The organism is Streptomyces sp. NBC_01320 (assembly GCF_035974375.1).
Classification (GTDB): Bacteria; Actinomycetota; Actinomycetes; order Streptomycetales; family Streptomycetaceae; genus Streptomyces; species Streptomyces yanii.
The window spans coordinates 2,623,550-2,645,978 of record NZ_CP108390.1 but is presented as its reverse complement, the minus strand read 5'-3'; the positions used below and the strand labels follow the sequence as shown (position 1 = coordinate 2,645,978).

The following is a 22,429-nucleotide window of genomic DNA, read 5'->3' as shown; positions in this document are numbered from 1 at the left end:
CGGGTCTCCCGACCCTGCGACGAGGCCCCCGGAATCCTTGGGTACGCGCACCGGCACCACCTCGTCCCAGGCCTCTCCCTGCCCATGATAAAGACCGGGGTGGTACCCGACTCCTTGAGCGCGCCGTGCCCGAGTGGAACGTCGGACAGGAGCTCGTGCGGCGGTGCACCCCAGCCGGCACGGCCGACCGCGCCCGGACGCTGTCCGGGACGTACAGATGCATCCTCGGATCATTGCCGAAGGGCGTCACCTCCGTCGGCGTGGCCGCCAGGGGGCGCGGCGACGGCGAGGAGGAACCGCCGGCAGCAGGGGCAGTACGGCTTTGCGGACGTGGTGTGTCAGTGCGGCATGTCGGACAGAGCCGTGGCGATGGTGGTGACCTGCGCAGGTTCGACCACCATCAGGAGCACGGTTCCTCCATGCACATCGGCCTCGGCCACCGGGCGGAAGCCCCCGGCGGCGTACTGCTCCTGAGCAGCGGTGTCCTCGATGGCGGGCGCCGTCATGATGCGGCGGCAGGACGGATCGGCGGCGAAGAGAGCGGCGACCAGGGAGTCGAGCAACGCGGTGGTGTCCGGGCCGTCGGCGGCAGACGGGGGCTGCGGCGCCGTGGTGACGAGCTCCAGCAGCAGATCGTGTGCGCCTACCGGGTAGCAGCCGCGCAGCGGATGGTGCAGCACCCGATGGATCGTCACGCGCACGACCGGCGGCCCGTCGTGGCCGGTGCGTGCGGTGTACGCGCGGACGGTGCCTGCCGGGGCCGGGCCGAACGGGGCGGCGTCGGAAACGGGCTTGGACTCGGTGGGGCGCAGTGACCATCCGGCGATGTGACCGGGGAGCGCCGGTACGGGCAGCGGGCGGTGGCCGACGGTGGTGAGTGTCATGGGCGCGACCCTTCGTGATGGGGGATCCCGGCGTGCGGTGGGCCCGGGACGGCCCCGGGCCGGGGGAGATACCCGCCCGTCCCTTGGTCGGGGGAGACGGGCGGGCCGTGGCCCGGGGGAGGAGGAGTCCGGGCCGGTCGGTGGGTGCCGGGGGGACGGATCAGGCGCCGGTCGGCCCGGCCTGGTGGGTGACGATGTCCCGTACCTGGCCCTTGACCAGCTTGCCGCTTGCGTTGCGCGGCAGTTCGGGGGCGAGGACCACGCGCGTGGGCAGCTTCTAGCGGGCGAGCCGGCCGGAACCGAAGTCGCGTACTTCCTGGAGCGTCGGCTCGACCCCCGGCTCGCAGGTGAGTACGGCGACGACGGTCTCGCCCCACTTCGGGTCGGGGATGCCGACGACCGCCACCTCGTGGACTCCGGGGAAGGAGCTCAGGACCCGCTCGACCTCGGCGGGATAGACGTTCTCCCCGCCGCTGATGATCATGTCCTTGAGCCGGTCGACGACGTAGTAGTGGCCGTCCTCGTCGCGGTAGCCGATGTCGCCGCTGTGGAACCAGCCCGCGTCGTCGAAAGCCTCCCGGGTCGCCTGCTGGTCGTTCCAGTAGCCGGCGACGACATTGGGACCGCGCACGCAGATCTCACCGCGCACTTGGGGCTCGTCGATGACGCCGCCCCCGCCCGGGACCATCAGACAGACCTCGGTGTACGGCATCGGCAGACCGGCCGAACCGGTCTTCTCCAGGGTTCGCGCGGCCGGCAGATATGTGGCGAACGGTGCCGTCTCGGTGAGCCCCCACGCCTGCTGCAGCAGCACCCCGTGCGACTCCGCGTAGTCCCGGATGAGCTGGGGAGGTACGGCGGCGCCCGCCACGATCACCGCGCGCAGCGCCGACAGATCGGCTTCCCGGAACCCAGGTGCACGGGTGAGCGCCGCGAACATGGCGGGGACCGCGAAGATGCTGGTGACCCGGTGCGCCGCCAGGTCGGCCAGGCACTGCTCGGGGTCGAAGGAGCGGCGTACGACGACGCCGCCGCGGGTCAGGGTGCGCAGTGTGAGGGCGTTGAGCCCGCCGATGTGGAAGAGCGGGGCGACGGCCAGGTTCACGTCGCCGGGACGGGTGTCGACCATGGTGTCGACGTTCACCGCGTTCCACCACAGATTGCCGTGGGTGAGCATGACGCCCTTGGGGCGGCCGGTGGTCCCGGACGTGTACATGAGTGCGGCCAGGTCGTCCTCCCCCACCGGCGCCGCCGCCGGCTGCGTCGTGTCGGTGGACAGCACCTCGGACAGCGGGGTCCACACCGCGGGCGGGGCAGGGGCCGCGGGGCAGGACGGATCGGTGTCGACGAGCACGGGCCGGCGGACCGGGACCTCGGCGAGGATCGACTCCGCCAAGGACCGGTGGCTCTCCTCGGCGATCAGCGTATGGGTGCCCGAGTCGGTGAGGATGTGCCGCACCTCGTCCGCGGCCAGCCGATGGTTGACCGGTACGAAGACCGCGCCGAGGTGGCTGGCGGCCAGCAGGGTTTCGAGCAGCGTGGCGCTGTTGAGACCCAGGAATGCCACCCGGTCGCCGCGCCGCAGACCGCGGGCGGCGAGCCCGGCGGCGAGCCGACTGGTGGTCGCGGCGAGTTCGCCCGCCGTGATGGTCCGGCCCTCGTAGACGAGGGCCGGGGCGGCTGAGTCGTACCGTGCTCTGCGCTGCACGGCGGCAGCAGGACTGATGTCGACCATGACCCGAGCGGCTCCTTCGGTGGCTGTCGGCGGGGGCGTGAAGGGGGAGAGCGGTGCGGCGGCCGGTCAGAGATCGGCGCCGCCGGCCGCGGTGCGGAATCCGCGTACGGCTATGCCGCCGTCCACGGGGACCACGGCGCCGGTGATGTTGCCGCTGTTGCGGCGTGAAGCCAGGAGAACGTACGCCCCGGTGAAGTCCTCCGGTTCCACGCTCGCTTCGTACAGCGGCACGTGCGGACGTTCGCCCGCGGCCTCGGCACGGGCGAACGACACCTCGATCCTGCGCTCGCCCAGACCGAGACTCTCCGGGCCGCGCAGCTGGGTGCGCATGCCGCCGCAGGCGACACCGTTGACACGGACCTTGGGGGCGAGTTCGTACGCGAACTCCCGTACCAGACCGAGGCAGGCGTGCTTGCTCGCCGTGTAGACGGGACCGCCGCCGTTGGTGTGGAAGGAGGAGTTGGACAGGGTCATGATGATGCTGCCTCGGGTCGCGACCAGCTCGCGCCAGGCTGCCTCCACGGCGAGCAGATAGCCCTTGACGTTGACGGCGAAGACTTCGTCGAACGCCTCTGCCAGTTCCTCGCCGGTCAGCCGGGTGAGACTGCGGTGGTAGTCCCAGATCCCGGCGTTGGGAACCAGGATGTCGAGCTTTCCGAACCGCTCGACGGCTCCGGCGACCGCCGCGTGCAGGTCCTTCGTCGACTGAGTCGATGGCCCAACTGCGCACCATAGCCCAGCCGTTCGTCGCCGTTGGACCCACAGGTGTGGCCATACGTGACCGGCTCAAGCACCTCACATCCCAGGACGAGATGGTGCTGCGCGCGGTCGGTGAGCATCAGGGTGCGCTTGCTTCTCGTGATCTCAAGGCCCGGTGTGCGGACGGACACGATCACAGCGCTCAGACGTGGGCGGCACGCAAACGGGAGCTGACGGCACTGTCGTCGTCGCGGATCGCCGGTGCGATCACCAAGGCCACGCACGATCAGTGGGCACTGGCCCGCCGTTGCCAGGCAGCGTACATCCAGAAACTGGAAGCCGGGATCAAGACGCTGCGGCACCGCTTGTCCCTCCCGATCGGGGAGCCCGGAACGAAGCGGGCCGCGGGCGGCTACCGCAGGTTCGGCCGGTCACCGCGACGCGCAGCTCCGCCACGCGCTGACCCGGTTGATCAACTGGGCGGTGCGTGTCGGGGTCGCCGCGATCGGTATCGAAGACCTCGACTTCACCACCGAGAAGACCCGCGAGAAACACGGCCGCCGCAAGAGGTTCCGGCAGCTCATCTCCGGCATCCCGACCGGCAGGCTCAAGGCCCGGCTCGTCCCCATGGCCGCCGAACACGGCCTGAGCATTGTCGCGGTCGACCCCGCCTACACCAGCCTGTGGGGTGCCCAGCACTGGCAGAAACCGCTGGCCACCCCACGCCGAAAGATGTCCCGTCACGATGCCGCCGGCATCGCGATCGGCCGACGCGCCCTTGGACACCCGATCCGGGATGAGGTATCCCCTGCTCAAACGTAGTTGAGAGCTTGGGGAAGGACGGCACCGCCCCCACACGACCGGAGCGATCGTGCGGGGCATCGGACCGTCCAGGCCGGACAAGGTCACCGGGGGCGTGAGGGAACCCGCCCACCCACAACGGACCGCACCCCTGGAGGACCGTCGCCGAGCGGGACGCGAAAGCGGGGGACCCAGCACATCCAACACCGTTCGGGATGCGCCCAGTACGCAGCAGTGGGTCCAGGACTCACTTACGCACACTGGCTAGGAACGGTTGGGCCGAACGGCAGCCAGCCGCCGCCACGCTGCCGAGTTCCAGCCGAAGCGACCGGGACGGCTGCGGACGGTGCGCTCCATCTGCGTTCTGGTCCTGCGCCTGGCGCGGGAGAATCCCAGTTGGGGATATCGCCGACTCCACGGCGAACTGATGGTCCTCGGCGTGAAGGTGGCCGCCTCCACCGTACGGGAGATCTTGAACGAGGCCGGGGTCGCCCCCTCGCCCGAACGGAGTTCGAGTACTGGGCGGACTTCGTGCGCTCGCAGGCCGAGGCCCTGCTGGCGTGCGACTTCCTGGAGACGGTCACCTTGTCCGGGGCGCGGCTGTTCGTGTTCGCGGTGATCGAGCACGGCAGTCGCCGGATCCGCATCATGGGTGCGACTGCGCACCATGATGCTCTTCTCCGGTCGCTGTTCTCCCTTGCGGGTTGGGCCGGTCGTGAGCAGCCGCCGACCGGTTCGGCGGAGCTGCTCAGGAAAGGCGACACCGGACTGGGCAGGCTGCATGAGCGTGCGGGTGCTGAGTGACAGTGCGTCAACGCGCTTGCTGGCGGCTTTATTCCGCCGTCGCTATCGGACGCAAACTGATCGGCACCGTGCCCGATGACATCACCTGCGAGCCCGGCCACGGGCGGACCAACCGGTGGACCACCGCCATCGACGACGGCATCGGCCTGCCTTACGGCCACCTGACGGGCAGTCATCCGCCGTGATGTGACCGACCTGGCCGGACGGCCGATCAGCAAGCAGGTCGCGATCGTCGTCACCAGTCGTGCCCACCTGTCGGCCGCCGAGATCTCCGCCCGTGCCGGGATCTCGAGCATCGCCCCGCGACACCGTCTGGCGTGAAGACGACCACGATTCGACATTCGTCGGGCTGGCGCTGGGATCGTCCCGACATTCAGCCGATGACGGGGTTGTGCCGCCGGTCGTAAAGTCCGCGCGAACCTGTCGTCCGGCAGAAGGGGCGAGCAAATTCTCGTGCACCGTGTCCTGTCGAAACCCTCGTGTCCCCGAGCGCCACCTCGGGGCTGGAAAGTGCCGACCCCGTCCGGTTGATCCAGCTTCTGGAAGCACGGTAATGAACATATTCTCGCGTTTCGTTATCGCATGAGGAGTGGCGAGGGCCACGATTCGTGAGCACGTGCTGGAATTTGCCTCGGACTATGGCGGCGACGGAAAGACCGAAATGATCGCGGCCGAAATCATCCGGCCGAAAAGCTCCCCGTGATCACGACGCCAGTCAGTACTAAAGCACGCTGGGCCGCGGAAACGAGTCGCGGCTGAAGAAGTACGACTGAGCCGAGATCTGCCTGATTAGGAATTCACGATTCGGGTTTGCATGCATCCCGTAGGAGAGGTGTACGTGTCTCATCCCCCCGCCGCGCGGCCATCGCGCCGCAGATCACGTCCGGTCGCGTTGACCACGACTGCCGGACGCGTCTGCGCGCTGATCGTGGCGCTCGCCGTCGCCGCACTCACGGTGATCGCTTTACCGGCCGCGGCCTCCGCCTCCGCCTCCACCACATCCGCCAACGATCCTGTCCCGACCACGAAGGCCGCCAGCCCCACCTCGCCTGGCCGGCACCCCACCAATCGGGTGTGCGCCACGCCGTCAAAAGCCGGCGAGATGTCCTGCCTTGCCATGGTCCGCGCCGATGTCGCCGCGGTGAAGGGCGTGCAGTCCGATGCCGCTCCCACCGGTTTCGGTCCGGCAGACCTGCAGAGCGCGTACAACCTGCCCGCCGCCGGCTCCACGGAGACGGTCGCGATCGTCGACGCGTTCGACAACCCGAACGCCGAGGCGGACCTGGCCGTTTACCGTCAGCAGTACGGGCTGCCGCCGTGCACCACGGCCAACGGCTGCTTCAAGAAGATCGACCAGCGCGGCGGCACGGACTATCCGTCACCGAACTCCGGGTGGGCCGCGGAGATCGCACTGGACGTCGACATGGTCAGCGCGACATGCCCGACCTGCAAGATCCTGCTGGTCGAGGCCGACGACAGCTACATGACCAACCTCGGCGCGGCCGTGAACCAGGCGGTCGCCCAGGGCGCCAAGTACGTCTCCAACAGCTACGGCGGCAACGAAGGTTCCGACGAGACCCAGGCCGACGACGCCTACTTCAACCACCCCGGTGTCGCGATCACCGTCAGCAGCGGCGACAACGGTTATGCGGTGGAGTATCCGGCCGCGTCGCCGTATGTGACGGCGGTCGGTGGCACCTCGCTGGTCAAGGACACCTCCACCAGCCGCGGTTGGGCCGAGAGCGCATGGAGTGGTGCGGGCAGTGGCTGCTCGCGGTTCGAGCCCAAGCCGTCGTTCCAGAAGGACACCGGCTGCGCGGGTCGTGCGGTCGCCGATGTGTCCGCGGTCGCGGACCCGAACACTGGTGTCGCGGTTTACAACAATGGCTGGCAGATCTTCGGCGGCACCAGCGCGTCCGCCCCGATCATCGCCTCGGTCTACGCGATGGCCGGGACGCCGGCGGCGGGTTCGGCGCCCAGCTCCTACCCGTACGCCCAGCCCTACGCGCTCAACGATGTGACGTCCGGAAGCAACGGAAGTTGCACGTCTGCGTACTTGTGCACCGCGGGGCCGGGGTATGACGGGCCGACCGGGCTCGGCACCCCGAACGGGGTCGCCGCGTTCCGCTCCGGGCCGCACGGCACTGTCAGCGGTACCGTCACCGACGGCACCGCTCCGCTGGCTTCGGCCCAGGTCACCGTGGGTGACGTCACGGCCACGACAGACGGGCAGGGGCACTACACCCTGATCGCTCCACCGGGAACCTATGACGTCAGCGCGAGCAAGTTCGGGTACGCCACCAAGACCGTGTCTGGTGTCGCGATCGCCGACGGCCAGACGGCGACCGAGAACTTCGCGTTGACGGCGAAGTCGCGCGTGAACGTCACCGGCACGGTCCATGACGGTTCCGGTCACGGCTGGCCGCTGTATGCGACCGTGCGGGTCAAGGGCGAGCCGACGGCGGTCGCCTACACCGACCCCAAGACGGGGAAGTACACGCTGAGTGTGCCCGCCGGGGACACCTACACCCTGCAGGTCGACCCGTTGTATCCGGGTTACCAGCGGAACTCTCAGGATGTGCAGGTGGGTTCGGCGGATGTGACGCATGACGTCAACGCGCTGGTCGACTGGACGACCTGCAGCACGGCCGGGTACGGCCTCCACTACACCGGCACCACCGAGTCGTTCGACGGCACCACAGCGCCGTCGGGCTGGACCGTTGACGACAAGGTCGGCAACGGCCAGACCTGGGTGTTCAACGACCCCGGCAAGCGCGGCAACCAGACCGGCGGGTCCGGCGGCTTCGCCATCATCGACAGCGCGAAATACGGCGTCGGCAAGTCACAGGACAGCTCGCTGATCAGCCCGGTCATGGACTTCAGCCGGCGAACCCACCCGGCCCTGACCTTCCGCACCGACTACAAGGGCTTCTCGGGCGAGACCGGGGGCGTCGATCTCAGCGTCGACGGCGGCCAGACGTGGAACAACGTCTGGCAGCACACCACCGACAGCGCCCGGGGGCCGCGGACCGAGCTCGTGGACCTGTCCCAGGCCGCCGGCAAGGCCAACGTCCAGGTGAGGTTCCACTTCACCGCCAGCCTTGGGTGGTGGTGGCAGGTCGACGACGTCCACCTCGGCGACCGCACGTGTGACCCGGTACCGGGCGGCCTGGTCGTCGGCCGGGTGACCGACAAGAACACCGGGGCCGGGATCAACGGCGCCTCGGTGACGTCGGCCGACAAGCCCGCGGAGAAGACAATCGCGCTGCCGACGCCGAACGACCCGAACCTGGGCGACGGCTTCTACTGGATGTTCTCCTCGCTCACCGGGGAGCACACGTTCACCGCCACGGCGGGGAACTCCTACAGCGCCCAGGACATCACCGTCAACGTGGCCCCGGACCAGGCATCGGACGGCACGTTCGCCCTGCCCGCACCCCGGATCGAGGTCAGCCCGGCCCAGCTCAGCAAGACCGTCGACTGGAAGGGCCAGGGCAGCTCCGCCCTGACCGTGAAGAACACCGGAACCGCCCCGGTGACCGCCAAGATCGGTGAGTGGCCGGGCGGCCACCAGCCCGCCGCGGCGCAGAAGGGTGCTCCATTGCAGGAGGTGAAGGGACACTACAGCCCCGAGCCGTTCCGGCCCGGCAAGACCGCGCAGACGGCGACCGCCAAGCCGTCGGCGACGCCGTACGCGGCACCGTGGACGACGGTGGCCGACTACCCCACGACGATCATGGACAACGCCGTAGTGACCCTGGACGGCAAGGTCTACTCGATCGCCGGAACCGACGGAATCTTCTCCGTCTCAAACAAGGCATACGTCTACGACCCGGTCGCCCAGGCGTGGAGTGCTCTGCCGAACCTGAGGGCCGGCCGCATGGCGGCGCAGGCGGCCGCCTATGGCGGCAAGATCTACGTCTTCGGCGGCTGGGACGCATACACGCCCGTGGCCAAGACCGAGATCTACGACCCGGCGAGCCGTACTTGGTCCGCAGGCGCCGACATGCCGAAACCGCGTGGCGGCGGCGCCGTGACCGTGCTGGGCGGCAAGATCTACATCATCGGCGGCTCCATGAACGGCTCCTACAAGACCGATGTGCAGGTGTACGACCCGGCCTCGAACTCCTGGAGTTCGGCCACGCCCTACCCTGAGCCGCTCGCCCTTCTCGGCTGCGGCGCCATCGCGAACAAGCTGTACTGCGCGGGCGGGTCGCCGGGCACTACCTCCACCAAGCACGCCTACAGCTACGACCCTGCATCCGCCACATGGACTCGCGTCGCCGACCTGCCGATCGACCTGTGGGGGATGGGCTACTCGGTGTCAGACGGCAAGTTCCTCGTGTCCGGCGGCGTGACCAACGGCCTCACCACGATCACCAACCGGGGCTTCGCCTACGACCCGAGTTCCGACACCTGGACCGCGCTGCCCAACTCCAACAACACCGTCTACCGCGGCGGCTCCGCCTGCGGCTTCTACAAGATCGGAGGTACCACCGGAGGGTGGGCCGCGACCAAGAAATCCGAGCTGCTGCCCGGCTACTGCGCGACCGATGTCCCCTGGCTCTCAGAGGACAAGACCGAGGTGACGATCCAGCCGGGCGAGAGCGTCGACGTCAACGTGAGTTTCAACGCGAACGTCGCCGCAATCACGCAGCCGGGCACGTTCACCGCGTTGCTCACGATCAGGGCGCAGACCCCGTACGCGATCGCGTCGGTTCCGGTGACGCTCACGGTGAACCCGCCCAAGACCTGGGGAAAGATCACCGGGGCGGTCACCGGAGTCGACTGCGCCGGCACGTCGGCGCCGCTGACTGGAGCGACCGTGCAGATCGCCTCGAAGACGGCGAGCTACACGCTGAAGACCGACCGGAACGGTCAGTACGTGTTCTGGCTCGACGTCAGCAACAGCCCGCTCACGGTGACCGCGTCCAAGGACGGCTCGGCGCCGCAGGCCCGATCGGTCAAGATCAAGGGGGGTGAGACGACCACGGCCGACTTCTCTCTCAAACAAACCTGCACCTGATCTGACGCTCCGTGCGGGGCCGGGACCCGGGCCCGGCCCCGCACGGACAGGTCGCGGCCCCGTCACCGATCCGATGGCGGGGCCGCCACCCTTCGCGGCCGCCCCCGGTCCGCAGCGGGCGGGGGTGAGCAGGGCAACTCTGGGCCGCTGATCGGCGACGAGCGGCCGGGGAACGACCGGGGCGATGCCGCGCGTGGCGACCCTGCTCGAACGCCATGCCGAGTTGACCGGGACCACAGGTCGCTGGGCACACCTGGCCGACAGCCGGCCCGGCCAGGTGTTTTTGCATATTCAGGCGGGGGTGTAGAGCCGTCGGGGTCTGCACCATTCGACATTCGTCGGGCTGGCGCTGGGATCGTCCCGACATTCAGCCGATGACGGGGTTGTGCCGCCGGTCGTAAAGTCCGCGCGAACCTGTCGTCCGGCAGAAGGGGCGAGCAAATTCTCGTGCACCGTGTCCTGTCGAAACCCTCGTGTCCCCGAGCGCCACCTCGGGGCTGGAAAGTGCCGACCCCGTCCGGTTGATCCAGCTTCTGGAAGCACGGTAATGAACATATTCTCGCGTTTCGTTATCGCATGAGGAGTGGCGAGGGCCACGATTCGTGAGCACGTGCTGGAATCTGCCTCGGACTATGGCGGCGACGGAAAGACCGAAATGATCGCGGCCGAAATCATCCGGCCGAAAAGCTCCCCGTGATCACGACGCCAGTCAGTACTAAAGCACGCTGGGCCGCGGAAACGAGTCGCGGCTGAAGAAGTACGACTGAGCCGAGATCTGCCTGATTAGGAATTCACGATTCGGGTTTGCATGCATCCCGTAGGAGAGGTGTACGTGTCTCATCCCCCCGCCGCGCGGCCATCGCGCCGCAGATCACGTCCGGTCGCGTTGACCACGACTGCCGGACGCGTCTGCGCGCTGATCGTGGCGCTCGCCGTCGCCGCACTCACGGTGATCGCTTTACCGGCCGCGGCCTCCGCCTCCGCCTCCACCACATCCGCCAACGATCCTGTCCCGACCACGAAGGCCGCCAGCCCCACCTCGCCTGGCCGGCACCCCACCAATCGGGTGTGCGCCACGCCGTCAAAAGCCGGCGAGATGTCCTGCCTTGCCATGGTCCGCGCCGATGTCGCCGCGGTGAAGGGCGTGCAGTCCGATGCCGCTCCCACCGGTTTCGGTCCGGCAGACCTGCAGAGCGCGTACAACCTGCCCGCCGCCGGCTCCACGGAGACGGTCGCGATCGTCGACGCGTACGACAACCCGAACGCCGAGGCGGACCTGGCCGTTTACCGTCAGCAGTACGGGCTGCCGCCGTGCACCACGGCCAACGGCTGCTTCAAGAAGATCGACCAGCGCGGCGGCACGGACTATCCGCCGGCGGACGCCGGGTGGGCCGGGGAGATCGCACTGGACGTCGACATGGTCAGCGCGACATGCCCGACCTGCAAGATCCTGCTGGTCGAGGCCGACGACAGCTACATGACCAACCTCGGCGCGGCCGTGAACCAGGCGGTCGCCCAGGGCGCCAAGTACGTCTCCAACAGCTACGGCGGCAACGAAGGTTCCGACCAGAGCCAGGCCGACGACGCCTACTTCAACCACCCCGGTGTCGCGATCACCGTCAGCAGCGGTGACTCCGGTTACGGCGTCTCGTACCCGGCCGCGTCGCCGTATGTGACGGCGGTCGGTGGCACCTCGCTGGTCAAAAACACTTCCACCAGCCGCGGTTGGGCCGAGAGCGCATGGGGTGGTGCGGGCAGTGGCTGCTCGGTGTATGAGCCCAAGCCGTCTTTCCAGCAGGACACCGGCTGCGCGCGTCGTGCGGTCGCCGATGTGTCCGCGGTCGCGAACCCGAACACCGGTGTGGCGGTCTACCACGGCGGCTGGCAGGTCTTCGGCGGTACCAGCGCGTCCGCCCCGATCATCGCCTCGGTCTACGCGATGGCCGGGACGCCGGCGGCGGGTTCGGCGCCCAACTCCTACCCGTACGCCCAGCCGTCCGCGCTGAACGATGTGACGTCCGGAAGCAACGGAAGTTGCACGCCCGCGTATCTGTGCAAGGGAGCGGCGGGTTATGACGGGCCGACCGGGCTCGGCACCCCGAACGGGGTCGCCGCGTTCCGTTACACGCCGCACGGCACTGTCATCGGTACCGTCACCGACGGCACCGCTCCGCTGGCTTCGGCCAAGATCAGCGTGGGTGACGTCACGACGATGACGGACGGGCAGGGCCATTACACCCTGACCGCGCCACTCGGAACCTATGACGTCAGCGCGAGCAAGTTCGGGTACGCCACCAAGACCGTGTCTGGTGTCGCGATCGCCGACGGTCAGACGGTGACCGAGAACTTCGCGTTGACCGCGAAGTCGCGCGTGAACGTCACCGGCACGGTCCATGACGGTTCCGGTCACGGCTGGCCGCTGTATGCGACCGTGCGGGTCAAGGACGAGTCGACGGCGGTCGCCTACACCGACCCCAAGACAGGCAAGTACACGCTGAGTGTGCCCGTCTCCGGCACCTACACCCTGCAGGCCGACCCGTTGTATCCGGGTTACCAGCGGAACTCTCAGGATGTGCAGGTGGGTTCGGCGGATGTGACGCATGATGTCAACGCGTCGGTCGACTGGACGACCTGCAGCACGGCCGGGTACGGCCTCCACCACGACGGCACCACCGAGTCGTTCGACGGCACCACAGCGCCGACGGGCTGGACCGTTGACGACAAGGTCGGCAACGGCCAGACCTGGGTGTTCAACGACCCCGGCAAGCGCGGCAACAAGACCGGCGGGTCCGGCGGCTTCGCCATCATCGACAGCGCGAAATACGGCGTCGGCAAGTCACAGGACAGCTCGCTGATCAGCCCGGTCATGGACTTCAGCCGGCGAACCCACCCGGCCCTGACCTTCCGCACCGACTACAACAGCGTCCCGGGCGAGACCGGGGACGTCGATCTCAGCGTCGACGGCGGCCAGACGTGGAACAACGTCTGGCACCACACCACCGACACCGCCCGGGGGCCGCGGACCGAGCTCGTGGACCTGTCCCAGGCCGCCGGCAAGGCCAACGTCCAGGTGAGGTTCCACTTCACCGCCAGCTTTGGGTGGTGGTGGCAGGTCGACGACGTCCACCTCGGCGACCGTACGTGTGACCCGGCACCGGGCGGCCTGGTCCTCGGCCAGGTGACCGACAAGAACACCGGAGCCGGGATCAACGGCGCCTCGGTGACGTCGGCCGACAAGCCCGCGGAGAAGACGACCTCGGTGGTGACGCCGAACGACCCGAACCTGGGCGACGGCTTCTACTGGATGTTCTCCTCGCTCACCGGGGAGAACACGTTCACCGCCACGCCGGGGAACTACTACAGCCCACAGGACATCACCGTCAACGTGGCCCCGGACCAGGCATCGGACGGCACGTTCGCCCTGCCCGCACCCCGGATCGCGGTCCCGGCCCAGGTCAGCAAGACCGTCGACTGGAAGGGCCGGGGCAGCTCCACCCTGACCTTGAAGAACACCGGAACCGCCCCGGTGACCGCCGAGATCGGTAAGCAGCCGGGCGGCCACCAGCCCGCCGCGGCGCAGAAGGGTGCTCCATTGCAGGAGGTGAAGGGACACTACAGCCCCCTGCGGTTCCGGCCCGGCAAGACCGCGCAGACGGCGGCGGCCAAGCCGTCGGCGACGCCGTACGCGGCACCGTGGACGACGGTGGCCGACTACCCCACGCCGATCATGGACAACGCCGTGGCGACCATCGACGGCAAGGTCTACTCGGTCGCCGGAACCGACGGCGCATCCGATTTCAAAAACGCCTACGTCTACGACCCAGGTGCCCAGGCGTGGAGTGCCCTGCCGAACCTGAGCATCGCCCGTTCGGCGCCGCAGGCGGCCGCCTACGGTGGCAAGCTCTACGTCTTCGGCGGCTGGGACCCGTACGGGAGGCCGGTGGCCAAGACCGAGATCTACGACCCGGCGACCGGCGCCTGGTCCACCGGCGCCGACAACCCGAAACCGTACGCCGGCGCCGCCGTGACCGTACTGGGTGGCAAGATCTACATCGTCGGCGGCTGCACGTCCGACGACTGTGGCGGGACGGACGTGCAGACGTACGACCCGGTGTCGGACTCCTGGAGTCCGGGCACGGCGTATCCGGAGCCGATCTCCTGGCTCGGCTGCGGCGCCATCGCGAACAAGCTCTACTGCGCGGGCGGGGCGACCCCGGTCAGCGCCACCAAGCACGCCTACAGCTACGATCCGTCGTCCCACAGCTGGACCGCCGTTGCCGACCTGCCGATCGACCTCTGGGGAATGGGCTACTCGGCGGCAGACGGCAAGTTCCTCGTGTCCGGCGGCGTGACCAACGGTTTCACCACGATCACCAACCAGGGCTTCGCCTACGACCCGGGTTCCAACGCCTGGACCGCGCTGCCCAACTCCAACAACACCGTCTACCGCGGCGGCTCCGCCTGCGGCTTCTACAAGATCGGAGGTTCCCCCGCAGGGTGGGACGCGGTCAAGAATTCCGAGCTGCTGCCCGGCTATGACCAGTGCGTAGCAGTCCCCTGGCTCTCGGTGGACAAGACCGAGGTGACGATCCAGCCGGGCGAGAGCGTTGACGTCAACGTGAGTTTCAACGCGAACGTCGCCGAGATCATCCAGCCGGGCACGTTCACCGCGGAGCTCACGGTCAGCGCGAAGACCCCGTACGGGGCGATCCCGTCGGTCCCGGTGACGCTCACGGTGAACCCGCCCAAGACCTGGGGAAAGATCACCGGGACGGTCACCGGAGTCGGCTGCACCGGCACGTCGGCGCCACTGACCGGAGCGACCGTGCAGATCACCTCGAAGACGGCGAGCTACACGCTGAAGACCGACCGAAACGGTCAGTACGTGCTCTGGCTCGACGTCAGCAACAACCCGCTCACGGTGATCGCGGCCAAGGACGGCTGGGGGACGCAGACCCGATCGGTCAAGATTACGAAGGGCGTGGCGACCATGGCCGACTTCTCTCTCAAACCCGACCGTACCTGTACTTGATGTGACGTTTCGTGCGGTATCGGGCCCGGGCCCGGCCCCGCACGGACAGGTCGCGGCCCCGCCACCGATCCGATGGCGGGGCCGCCACCCTTCGCGGCCGCCCCCGGTCCGCAGCGGGCGTGGATGAGCAGTCGGCCTCGGCGACTCACCGGGCGGATGGGCGGCTTTGACCTGGGCGGCGCCGGAGGCACTGCGGCACAACGCCACACTGCTGGTCGTGCACGCGGGCAGCCACACCGCGCTGCCGGGATACCCGAGGCCACGGGTCCTGCAGGCAGCTCGATCAATGGTCGACTTCAACGTCGAACTGCTCGCGCGCAGCATGAGTATGGGGATTGCTTCCTCCGGGACCATCCGTCCCAGTATCAAGCTGTCCAGTCCAGAGGGGGAACTTCAGGTCGCTGTTCTCCCTTGCGGGTTGGGCCGGTCGTGAGCAGCCGCCGACCGGTTCGGCGGAGCTGCTCAGGAAAGGCGACACCGGACTGGGCAGGCTGCATGAGCGTGCGGGTGCTGAGTGACAGTGCGTCAACGCGCTTGCTGGCGGCTTTATTCCGCCGTCGCTATCGGACGCAAACTGATCGGCACCGTGCCCGATGACATCACCTGAGAGCCCGGCCACGGGCGGACCAACCGGTGGACCACCGCCATCGACGACGGCATCGGCCTGCCTTACGGCCACCTGACGGGCAGTCATCCGCCGTGATGTGACCGACCTGGCCGGACGGCCGATCAGCAAGCAGGTCGCGATCGTCGTCACCAGTCGTGCCCACCTGTCGGTCGCCGAGATCTCCGCCCGTGCCGGGATCTCGAGCATCACCCCGCGACACCGTCTGGCGTGAAGACGACCACGATTCGACATTCGTCGGGCTGGCGCTGGAATCGTCCCGACATTCAACCGATGACGGGGCTGTGCCGCCGGCCATAAAGTCCGCGCGAACCCGTCATCCGGCAGAAGGGACGAACAAATTCTCGTGCACCGTGTCCTGTCGAAACCCTCGTGTCCCCGAGCACCACCTCGGGGCTGGAAAGTGCCGACCCCGTCCGGTTGATCCAGCTTCTGGAAGCACGGTAATGAACATATTCTCGCGTTTCGTCATCGTATTCGGAGCGGCGACGGCCGTAGCATCCGGCTTCCTGCCGGCAACGGCCGCTCAGGCACAGGCATCTGCTGGCCCCGTCGTCGAAAACGACCTCATGCGGCCGCGTTCTCCTATCAGGATGCGATTCGTGAGTACGTGCTCGTGGAATCTGCCTTGGACAATGACGGCGACGGAAAGCCCTACGTGATCGTGGCCGGCATCATCCGGCCGAAAGAGACCGAATAGGGCCTCAAGCTCCTCGTGATTACGGACCCCAGTCCGTACTGCAGCACGCTGGGCCGCGGAAACGAGTCGCGGCTGAAGAAGTACGACTGAGCCGAGATCTGCCTGATTAGGAATTCACGATTCGGGTTTGCATGCACCCCGTAGGAGAGCTGTACATGTCTCATCCCCCCGTCGCGCGACCATCCCGCCGCAGATCGCGTCCGGCCTCGTTGACCACGACGGCCGGACGCGTCTGCGTGCTGGTCGTGGCGCTCGCCGTCGCCGCACTCACGGTGATCGCTGTGCCGACCGCGGCCTCCGCCTCCGCCTCTACCGCCTCCGCTACCTCCGCTACCTCCGCCAAGGATCCTGTCCCGACCACGAAGGCCGCCGGGCCGACCTCGCCTGGTCAACACCCCACCAGTCAGGTGTGCGCCACGCCGTCAAAAGCCGGCGAGATGTCCTGCCTTGCCATGGTCCGCGCCGATGTCGTCGCGGCGAAGGGTCTCCAGTCCGATGCCGCTCCCAGCGGTTTCGGTCCGGCAGACCTGCAGAGCGCGTACAACCTGCCCGCCGCTGGATCCACGGAGACGGTCGCGATCGTCGACGCGTACGACAACCCGAACGCCGAGGCGGACCTGGCCGTTTACCGTCAGCAGTACGGGCTGCCGCCGTGCACCACGGCCAACGGCTGCTTCAAGAAGATCGACCAGCGCGGCGGCACGAACTATCCGTCACCGGACGCCGGGTGGGCCGCGGAGATCGCACTGGACATCGACATGGTCAGCGCGACATGCCCGACCTGCAAGATCCTGCTGGTCGAGGCCGACGACAGCTACCTGGACAATCTCGGCGCGGCCGTGAACCAGGCGGTGGCCCAGGGCGCCAAGTTCGTCTCCAACAGCTACGGCGGTATCGAAGACCCCGACGAGACCCAGGCTGACGACGCCTACTTCAACCACCCCGGTGTCGCGATCACCGTCAGCAGCGGTGACTTCGGTTACAACGTCTCGTACCCGGCCGCGTCACCGTATGTGACGGCGGTCGGTGGCACCTCGTTGGTCAAGGACCCCTCCACCACCCGCGGTTGGACCGAAGGCGCATGGTGGGGTGCGGGTAGTGGCTGCTCGGCGTATGAGACCAAGCCGTCGTTCCAGAAGGACACCGGCTGCGCCCGTCGTGCGGTCGCCGATGTGTCCGCGGTCGCCGACCCGAACACTGGTGTCGCGGTCTACCACGGCGGCTGGCAGGTCTTCGGCGGTACCAGCGCGTCCGCCCCGATCATCGCCTCGGTCTACGCGATGGCCGGGACGCCGGCGACGGGTTCGGCGCCCAACTCCTACCCCTACGCCCAGCCGTCCACGCTCAACGATGTGACCTCCGGAAGCAACGGCACCTGCTGGCCTGCCTACTACCTGTGCCATGCGGGGTCGGGTTATGACGGGCCGACCGGGCTCGGCACCCCGAACGGGCTCGCCGCGTTCCGTTCCGGGCCGCTCGGCACCGTCGCGGGCACCGTCACCGACGGCACGGCTCCGCTGGCTTCGGCCAAGATCACCGTGGGTGACGTCACGGCGATGACGGACGGGCAGGGGCACTACACCTTGACCGTGCCACCGGGAACGTATGACGTCAGCGCGAGCAAGTTCGGGTACGCCACCAAGACCGTTTCGGGTGTCGCGATCGCCGACGGGCAGAAGGTCACCGAGGACTTCGCGCTGACCGCGAAGCCGAGCGTCAACGTCACCGGCACGGTCCATGACGGTTCCGGTCACGGCTGGCCGCTGTATGCGACCGTGCGGGTCAAGGATGACCCGACGGCGGTCGCCTACACCGACCCCAAGACGGGGAAGTACACGCTGAGTGTACCCGCCGGGGACACCTACACCCTGCAGGTCGACCCGTTGTATCCGGGTTACCAGCGGAACTCTCAGGATGTGCAGGTGGGTTCGGCGGGTGTGACGCATGACGTCAACGCGCCGGTCGACCAGACGACCTGCAGCGCGGCCGGGTACGCATTCCAGTACGCGGGCCCCACCGAGTCGTTCAGCCGCTACACCACGCCGGCGGGCTGGACCGTCGATGACAAGGTCGGCAACGGCCAGACCTGGGTGTTCAACGACCCCGGCAAGCGCGGCAACAAGACCGGCGGGTCCGGCGGTTTCGCCATCGTCGACAGCAGCTACTACGGTTACGGAAAGGCGCAGGACACCTCGCTGATCAGCCCGGTCATGGACTTCGGCCAGCGAAGCCACCCGTCCCTGATCTTCCGCACCGACTACGACGGCTTCCCGTTCGGACAGACCGGGGACATCGAATTCAGCGTCGACGGCGGCCAGACGTGGACCAACGTCTGGCACCACACCAAGGACAGCGCCCGGGGGCCGCGGACCGAGGTCGTGGACCTGTCCCAGGCCGCCGGCAAGGCCAACGTCCAGGTACGGTTCCACCTCACCGCCAAGTGGGGGTGGTGGTGGCAGGTCGACGACGTCTTCCTCGGCGACCGCACGTGTGACCCGGTACCGGGCGGCCTGGTCCTCGGCCGGGTGACCGACAAGAACACCGGGTCCGGGATCAACGGCGCCACGGTGACGTCGACCGACAAGCCCGCGGAGAAGACGACCTCGGCGGCGACGCCGAACGACCCGAACCTGGGCGACGGCTTCTACTGGATGTTCTCCTCGCTCACCGGGGAGCACACGTTCACCACCACGGCGGGGAACTCCTACAGCCCACAGGACATCACCGTCAACGTGGCCCCGGACCAGGCATCGGACGGCACGTTCGCCCTGCCCGCACCCCGGATCGAGGTCAGCCCGGCCCAGCTCAACGAGACCGTCGACTGGAAGGGCCAGGGCAGCTCCACCCTGACCTTGAAGAACACCGGAACCGCCCCGGTGACCGCCAAGATCGGTGAGTGGCCGGGCGGCCACCAGCCCGCCGCGACGCAGAAGGGTGCTCCGCTGCAGGAGGTGAAGGGACACTACAGCCCCCTGCGATTCCGGCCCGGCAAGACCGCGCAGACGGCGGCGGCCAAGCCCTCGGCGACGCCGTACGCGGCACCGTGGACGACGGTGGCCGACTACCCCACGCCGATCATGGACAACGCCGTGGCGACCATCGACGGCAAGGTCTACTCGGTCGCCGGAACCGACGGCACGCATGTCCTCAGCAAGGCATACGTCTACGACCCGGGCGCCCAGGCGTGGAGTGCCCTGCCGAACCTGAGCGTCGCGCGGGAGGCGCCACAGGCGGCCGCCTACGGTGGCAAGCTCTACGTCTTCGGCGGCTGGGGCTGGAACGGGAATCCGGTGGCCAAGACCGAGATCTACGACCCGGCGACCGGCGCCTGGTCCACCGGCGCCGACAACCCGAAACCGTACGCCGGCGCCGCCGTGACCGTGCTGGACGGCAAGATCTACATCGTCGGTGGCTGCACGTCCGGCTGCGGCAAGACGGACGTGCAGGTGTACGACCCTGCGTTGGACTCCTGGAGTTCGGGTGCGGCGTATCCGGAGCCGATCTCCTGGCTCGGTTGCGGCGGCATCGGGACCAAGCTGTACTGCGCGGGCGGGTTGTCGGGCAGTGGCGGCACCAAGCATGCCTACGGCTACGACCCGGCGTCCGCCGGCTGGGCTCCCGTCGCCGACCTGCCGATCGACCTGTGGGGGATGGGCTCCTCGGTGTCAGCCGACAAGCTCCTCGTGTCCGGTGGCATAACCTACGGCGGCAGCACGCTCACCAACCGGGGTTTCACCTTCGACCCGGGTGCCGATACCTGGACCGCACTGCCCAACTCCAACCGAACTCTCTACCGCGGCGGCTCCGCCTGCGGCTTCTACAAGATCGGTGGTGCCACCGGAAACTTCTACGCTGTCCAGACCTCGGAACTGTTGCCCGGCTATGACCAGTGCACCACAACCGATGTCCCCTGGCTGTCAGAGGACAAGACCGAGCTGACGCTTCAGCCGGGCGAGAGCGTCAACGTCAACGTGAGTTTCAACGCGAACATCGCCGAGATCACCCAGCCGGGCACGTTCACCGCGCAGCTGTCGATCAGCGCGAAGACCCCGTACCGGATCGCCCCGGTGCCGGTGACGTTCGTGGTGAACCCGCCCAAGACCTGGGGAAAGATCACCGGGACGGTCACCGGGGTCGGCTGCACCGGCACGTCGGCGCCACTGATCGGAGCGACCGTGCAGATCGCCTCGAAGAAGGCGAGCTACCCGCTGAAGACCGACCGGAACGGTCAGTACGCGTTCTGGCTCGACGTCAACAACAACCCGTTCACGGTGACCGCGGCCAAGGAAGGCTGGGCACCGCAGACCCAGTCGGTCAGGATTGGGCCGGGCAAGACGACCACGGTCGACATCGCGCTCAAACCCGACCCCACCTGCACCTGATGTGACGCTTCGTGCGGGCCGGCCCGGCCCCGGCCCGCACGGACAGGTCGGGGCCCCGCCACCGATCCGATGGTGCATCCCGCAACCTCGCCCGCAAGGGCGAGGAAGCGTGGACAGCGGAGCGTGAGCCAGGCGTCCCAGCCACCACCTAGGTGGCTCAGACGTGGGAGGCCACGCGGCAGCCAGTCGCGCCCTACCCACAAGCCCGGTCCCTCGGGGCCGGGTCAAGTTGACAGCTACGTCGAGGCCGTAGGGTTCAGCCGACAGGCCGGTAGCGGCCGGTGAACCGCGCGAGTTTCAGTCCGAGGTGCAGGCACAGACGTTCGTTGCCGTCTTTGAGGTTGGCGCCTGCCAAGTGCTCAAAACGCTGAATGCGGGAGTACAGCGACGTACGATGCAGCTTCAGGCGTTCGGAGGTCGCGAGTGCGTTCCCGGAGAGATCGAGGTAGGTCTCCAGCGTCTTAAGTAGAGGCAGCGCCTCCGGATTGGTGAAAAGCCGCTCGAGCCCGGGATGAAGCACGAACTCGCCGAGGTCTTGACTGAACAGCTGCGCGAGCAACCGGTAGATGCCGAGCTGGGACCATCGGGCGATCCGGCTGACGTCGGGCATGAAAGCAGCGATACGAGCGGCTTGGCAGGCCTCGAGATAGGAGCCACTTGCCTGCGCCAATTCCGACCGTGGCTGTCCGACGCCGATCACGGATGACGACACCTGCTCGAGTCCGGACAACGCGGTCTGCAGGGCGTGGTCGAGGTGGGACACACAGCGGTTCACCGCTAGCTCGTCGACCTCCCCCTCCGTACCGAAGAGAAGCAACCCGTCGCTGGAAGAGACAAGGTGGACGGCGTGTCTTGCGGGCAGCCCGTGACGGGTGTTGGCGAGCGCATGTTCGAGGGCCAGCCGCACCTGGTCATCCGGCTCGGCGTCGGGGGTGAGCACCGGCCTGGCCACCAGCACGACGACGCCGAGGGAGGGGGCGAAGTGCCCGCCGTCGATGAGGGTGCGCGCCGCATAGGCCTGGACATCGCTGCCACACAGCAGCAGGTTCCTGATCGCCTCTGTCTCCCGGTCCGACGTGAGCTCGCCGACCAGCACCTCACGATATAAGGCGAGAGCGAAGTCTTGGGCGGCGGTATCGGCCAGCGCGATCTGCTCCGAGCTCATCGACTCGTCGGCATCGATGAGCCACAGATAGCCCAGGAGAAGGTCGTGGTACCGGATCGGTATGCATACCCGCGGCAGCATGCCGAGTGAGACGTTGTGGGGAATGCGGACCGGCCGTCGCGCCTTGGCCAGCTCGAACTGTCGCAGCCATGCCAGCACCTCGGCAGAGACGCAACGCTGCAGAATCGAAGCATGGCGCACCGCGTCGGGCAGCTCGCTGTGCCGGCTGTAGGCCACCAGCTGCTGTCGGCGGTCCTCGAGGGTCGTTGGGCGTGACAGTTTGGTCGCCAGCGAGTCGACGAGGTCCTGGAGCTTCGGGTACATGGAACACCTCCGGGGCGGTGCAGCCCGTGCTGGTCGTCGAGCACTGGGGCGCTCGATGCCACGGCGTGGCAACGCTTCCTACGCTTGTCGATGCCTCCACACCGGTCGCGATCATAAAATGCGATGACATCGACGACGCGGTGGTCACGCCAGGAGGGGCGTCAGCAATATCACTGACCGACGAAGTGATCTGGTCCGCCCCGGTCAGTCTCTGGCCACCGTTCTGGTCGGCGGCGAACCGCAGTTCGCGGG

General features: G+C 68.0%; 9 protein-coding genes and 2 pseudogenes. 7 read left to right on the top strand and 4 right to left on the bottom strand.

Annotated features, from left to right (window positions below):
- Positions 1-338: 338 nt before the first annotated feature.
- The 3 genes from OG395_RS12425 to OG395_RS12415 all read right to left on the bottom strand — a co-directional run bounded on the left by OG395_RS12425 (position 339) and on the right by OG395_RS12415 (position 3,264).
- The gene (locus tag OG395_RS12425; protein WP_327242957.1) at positions 339-884 is read right to left on the bottom strand and encodes a GNAT family N-acetyltransferase; all 546 of its coding nucleotides are present in this window, start codon (positions 882-884) and stop codon (positions 339-341) included.
- A 277-nt stretch (positions 885-1,161) separates the two neighbouring features.
- A complete protein-coding gene (locus tag OG395_RS12420) occupies positions 1,162-2,619 on the bottom strand; it encodes an AMP-binding protein (RefSeq protein WP_327242956.1) in 1,458 nt (485 codons plus the stop codon).
- Positions 2,620-2,685: 66 nt separating this feature from the next.
- On the bottom strand, positions 2,686-3,264 hold the full coding sequence (locus tag OG395_RS12415) for an SDR family oxidoreductase (protein WP_442818752.1): 579 nt from the start codon (positions 3,262-3,264) through the stop codon (positions 2,686-2,688).
- Positions 3,265-3,332: 68 nt separating this feature from the next.
- On the opposite strand from OG395_RS12415, the pseudogene OG395_RS12410 reads away from it, so the two are divergent.
- The 7 genes and pseudogenes from OG395_RS12410 to OG395_RS12380 all read left to right on the top strand — a co-directional run bounded on the left by OG395_RS12410 (position 3,333) and on the right by OG395_RS12380 (position 20,688).
- Positions 3,333-4,387: pseudogene (locus OG395_RS12410) on the top strand (hypothetical protein).
- A 21-nt stretch (positions 4,388-4,408) separates the two neighbouring features.
- Positions 4,409-4,785 (top strand): annotated as a pseudogene (locus OG395_RS12405) (integrase); the annotation flags it as partial.
- A 324-nt stretch (positions 4,786-5,109) separates the two neighbouring features.
- Complete coding sequence (locus OG395_RS12400) at positions 5,110-5,244, top strand: hypothetical protein (RefSeq protein WP_327242955.1); 135 nt, start codon at positions 5,110-5,112, stop codon at positions 5,242-5,244.
- A gap of 571 nt (positions 5,245-5,815) precedes the next feature.
- Positions 5,816-9,949 (top strand): carboxypeptidase regulatory-like domain-containing protein, encoded by a 4,134-nt coding sequence (locus tag OG395_RS12395; protein WP_327242954.1) that lies wholly within the window; start codon positions 5,816-5,818, stop codon positions 9,947-9,949.
- A gap of 886 nt (positions 9,950-10,835) precedes the next feature.
- Positions 10,836-14,981, top strand: coding sequence for a carboxypeptidase regulatory-like domain-containing protein (locus tag OG395_RS12390; protein ID WP_327242953.1), 4,146 nt, complete (start codon positions 10,836-10,838; stop codon positions 14,979-14,981).
- Between the two features lie 704 nt (positions 14,982-15,685).
- Positions 15,686-15,820, top strand: coding sequence for a hypothetical protein (locus OG395_RS12385; RefSeq protein ID WP_327242952.1), 135 nt, complete (start codon positions 15,686-15,688; stop codon positions 15,818-15,820).
- 641 nt (positions 15,821-16,461) lie between these two features.
- Positions 16,462-20,688, top strand: coding sequence for a carboxypeptidase regulatory-like domain-containing protein (locus OG395_RS12380; RefSeq protein ID WP_327242951.1), 4,227 nt, complete (start codon positions 16,462-16,464; stop codon positions 20,686-20,688).
- A 256-nt stretch (positions 20,689-20,944) separates the two neighbouring features.
- On the opposite strand, the gene OG395_RS12375 is transcribed toward OG395_RS12380, so the two are convergent.
- On the bottom strand, positions 20,945-22,177 hold the full coding sequence (locus OG395_RS12375) for a PucR family transcriptional regulator (protein WP_327242950.1): 1,233 nt from the start codon (positions 22,175-22,177) through the stop codon (positions 20,945-20,947).
- Positions 22,178-22,429 lie beyond the last annotated feature (252 nt).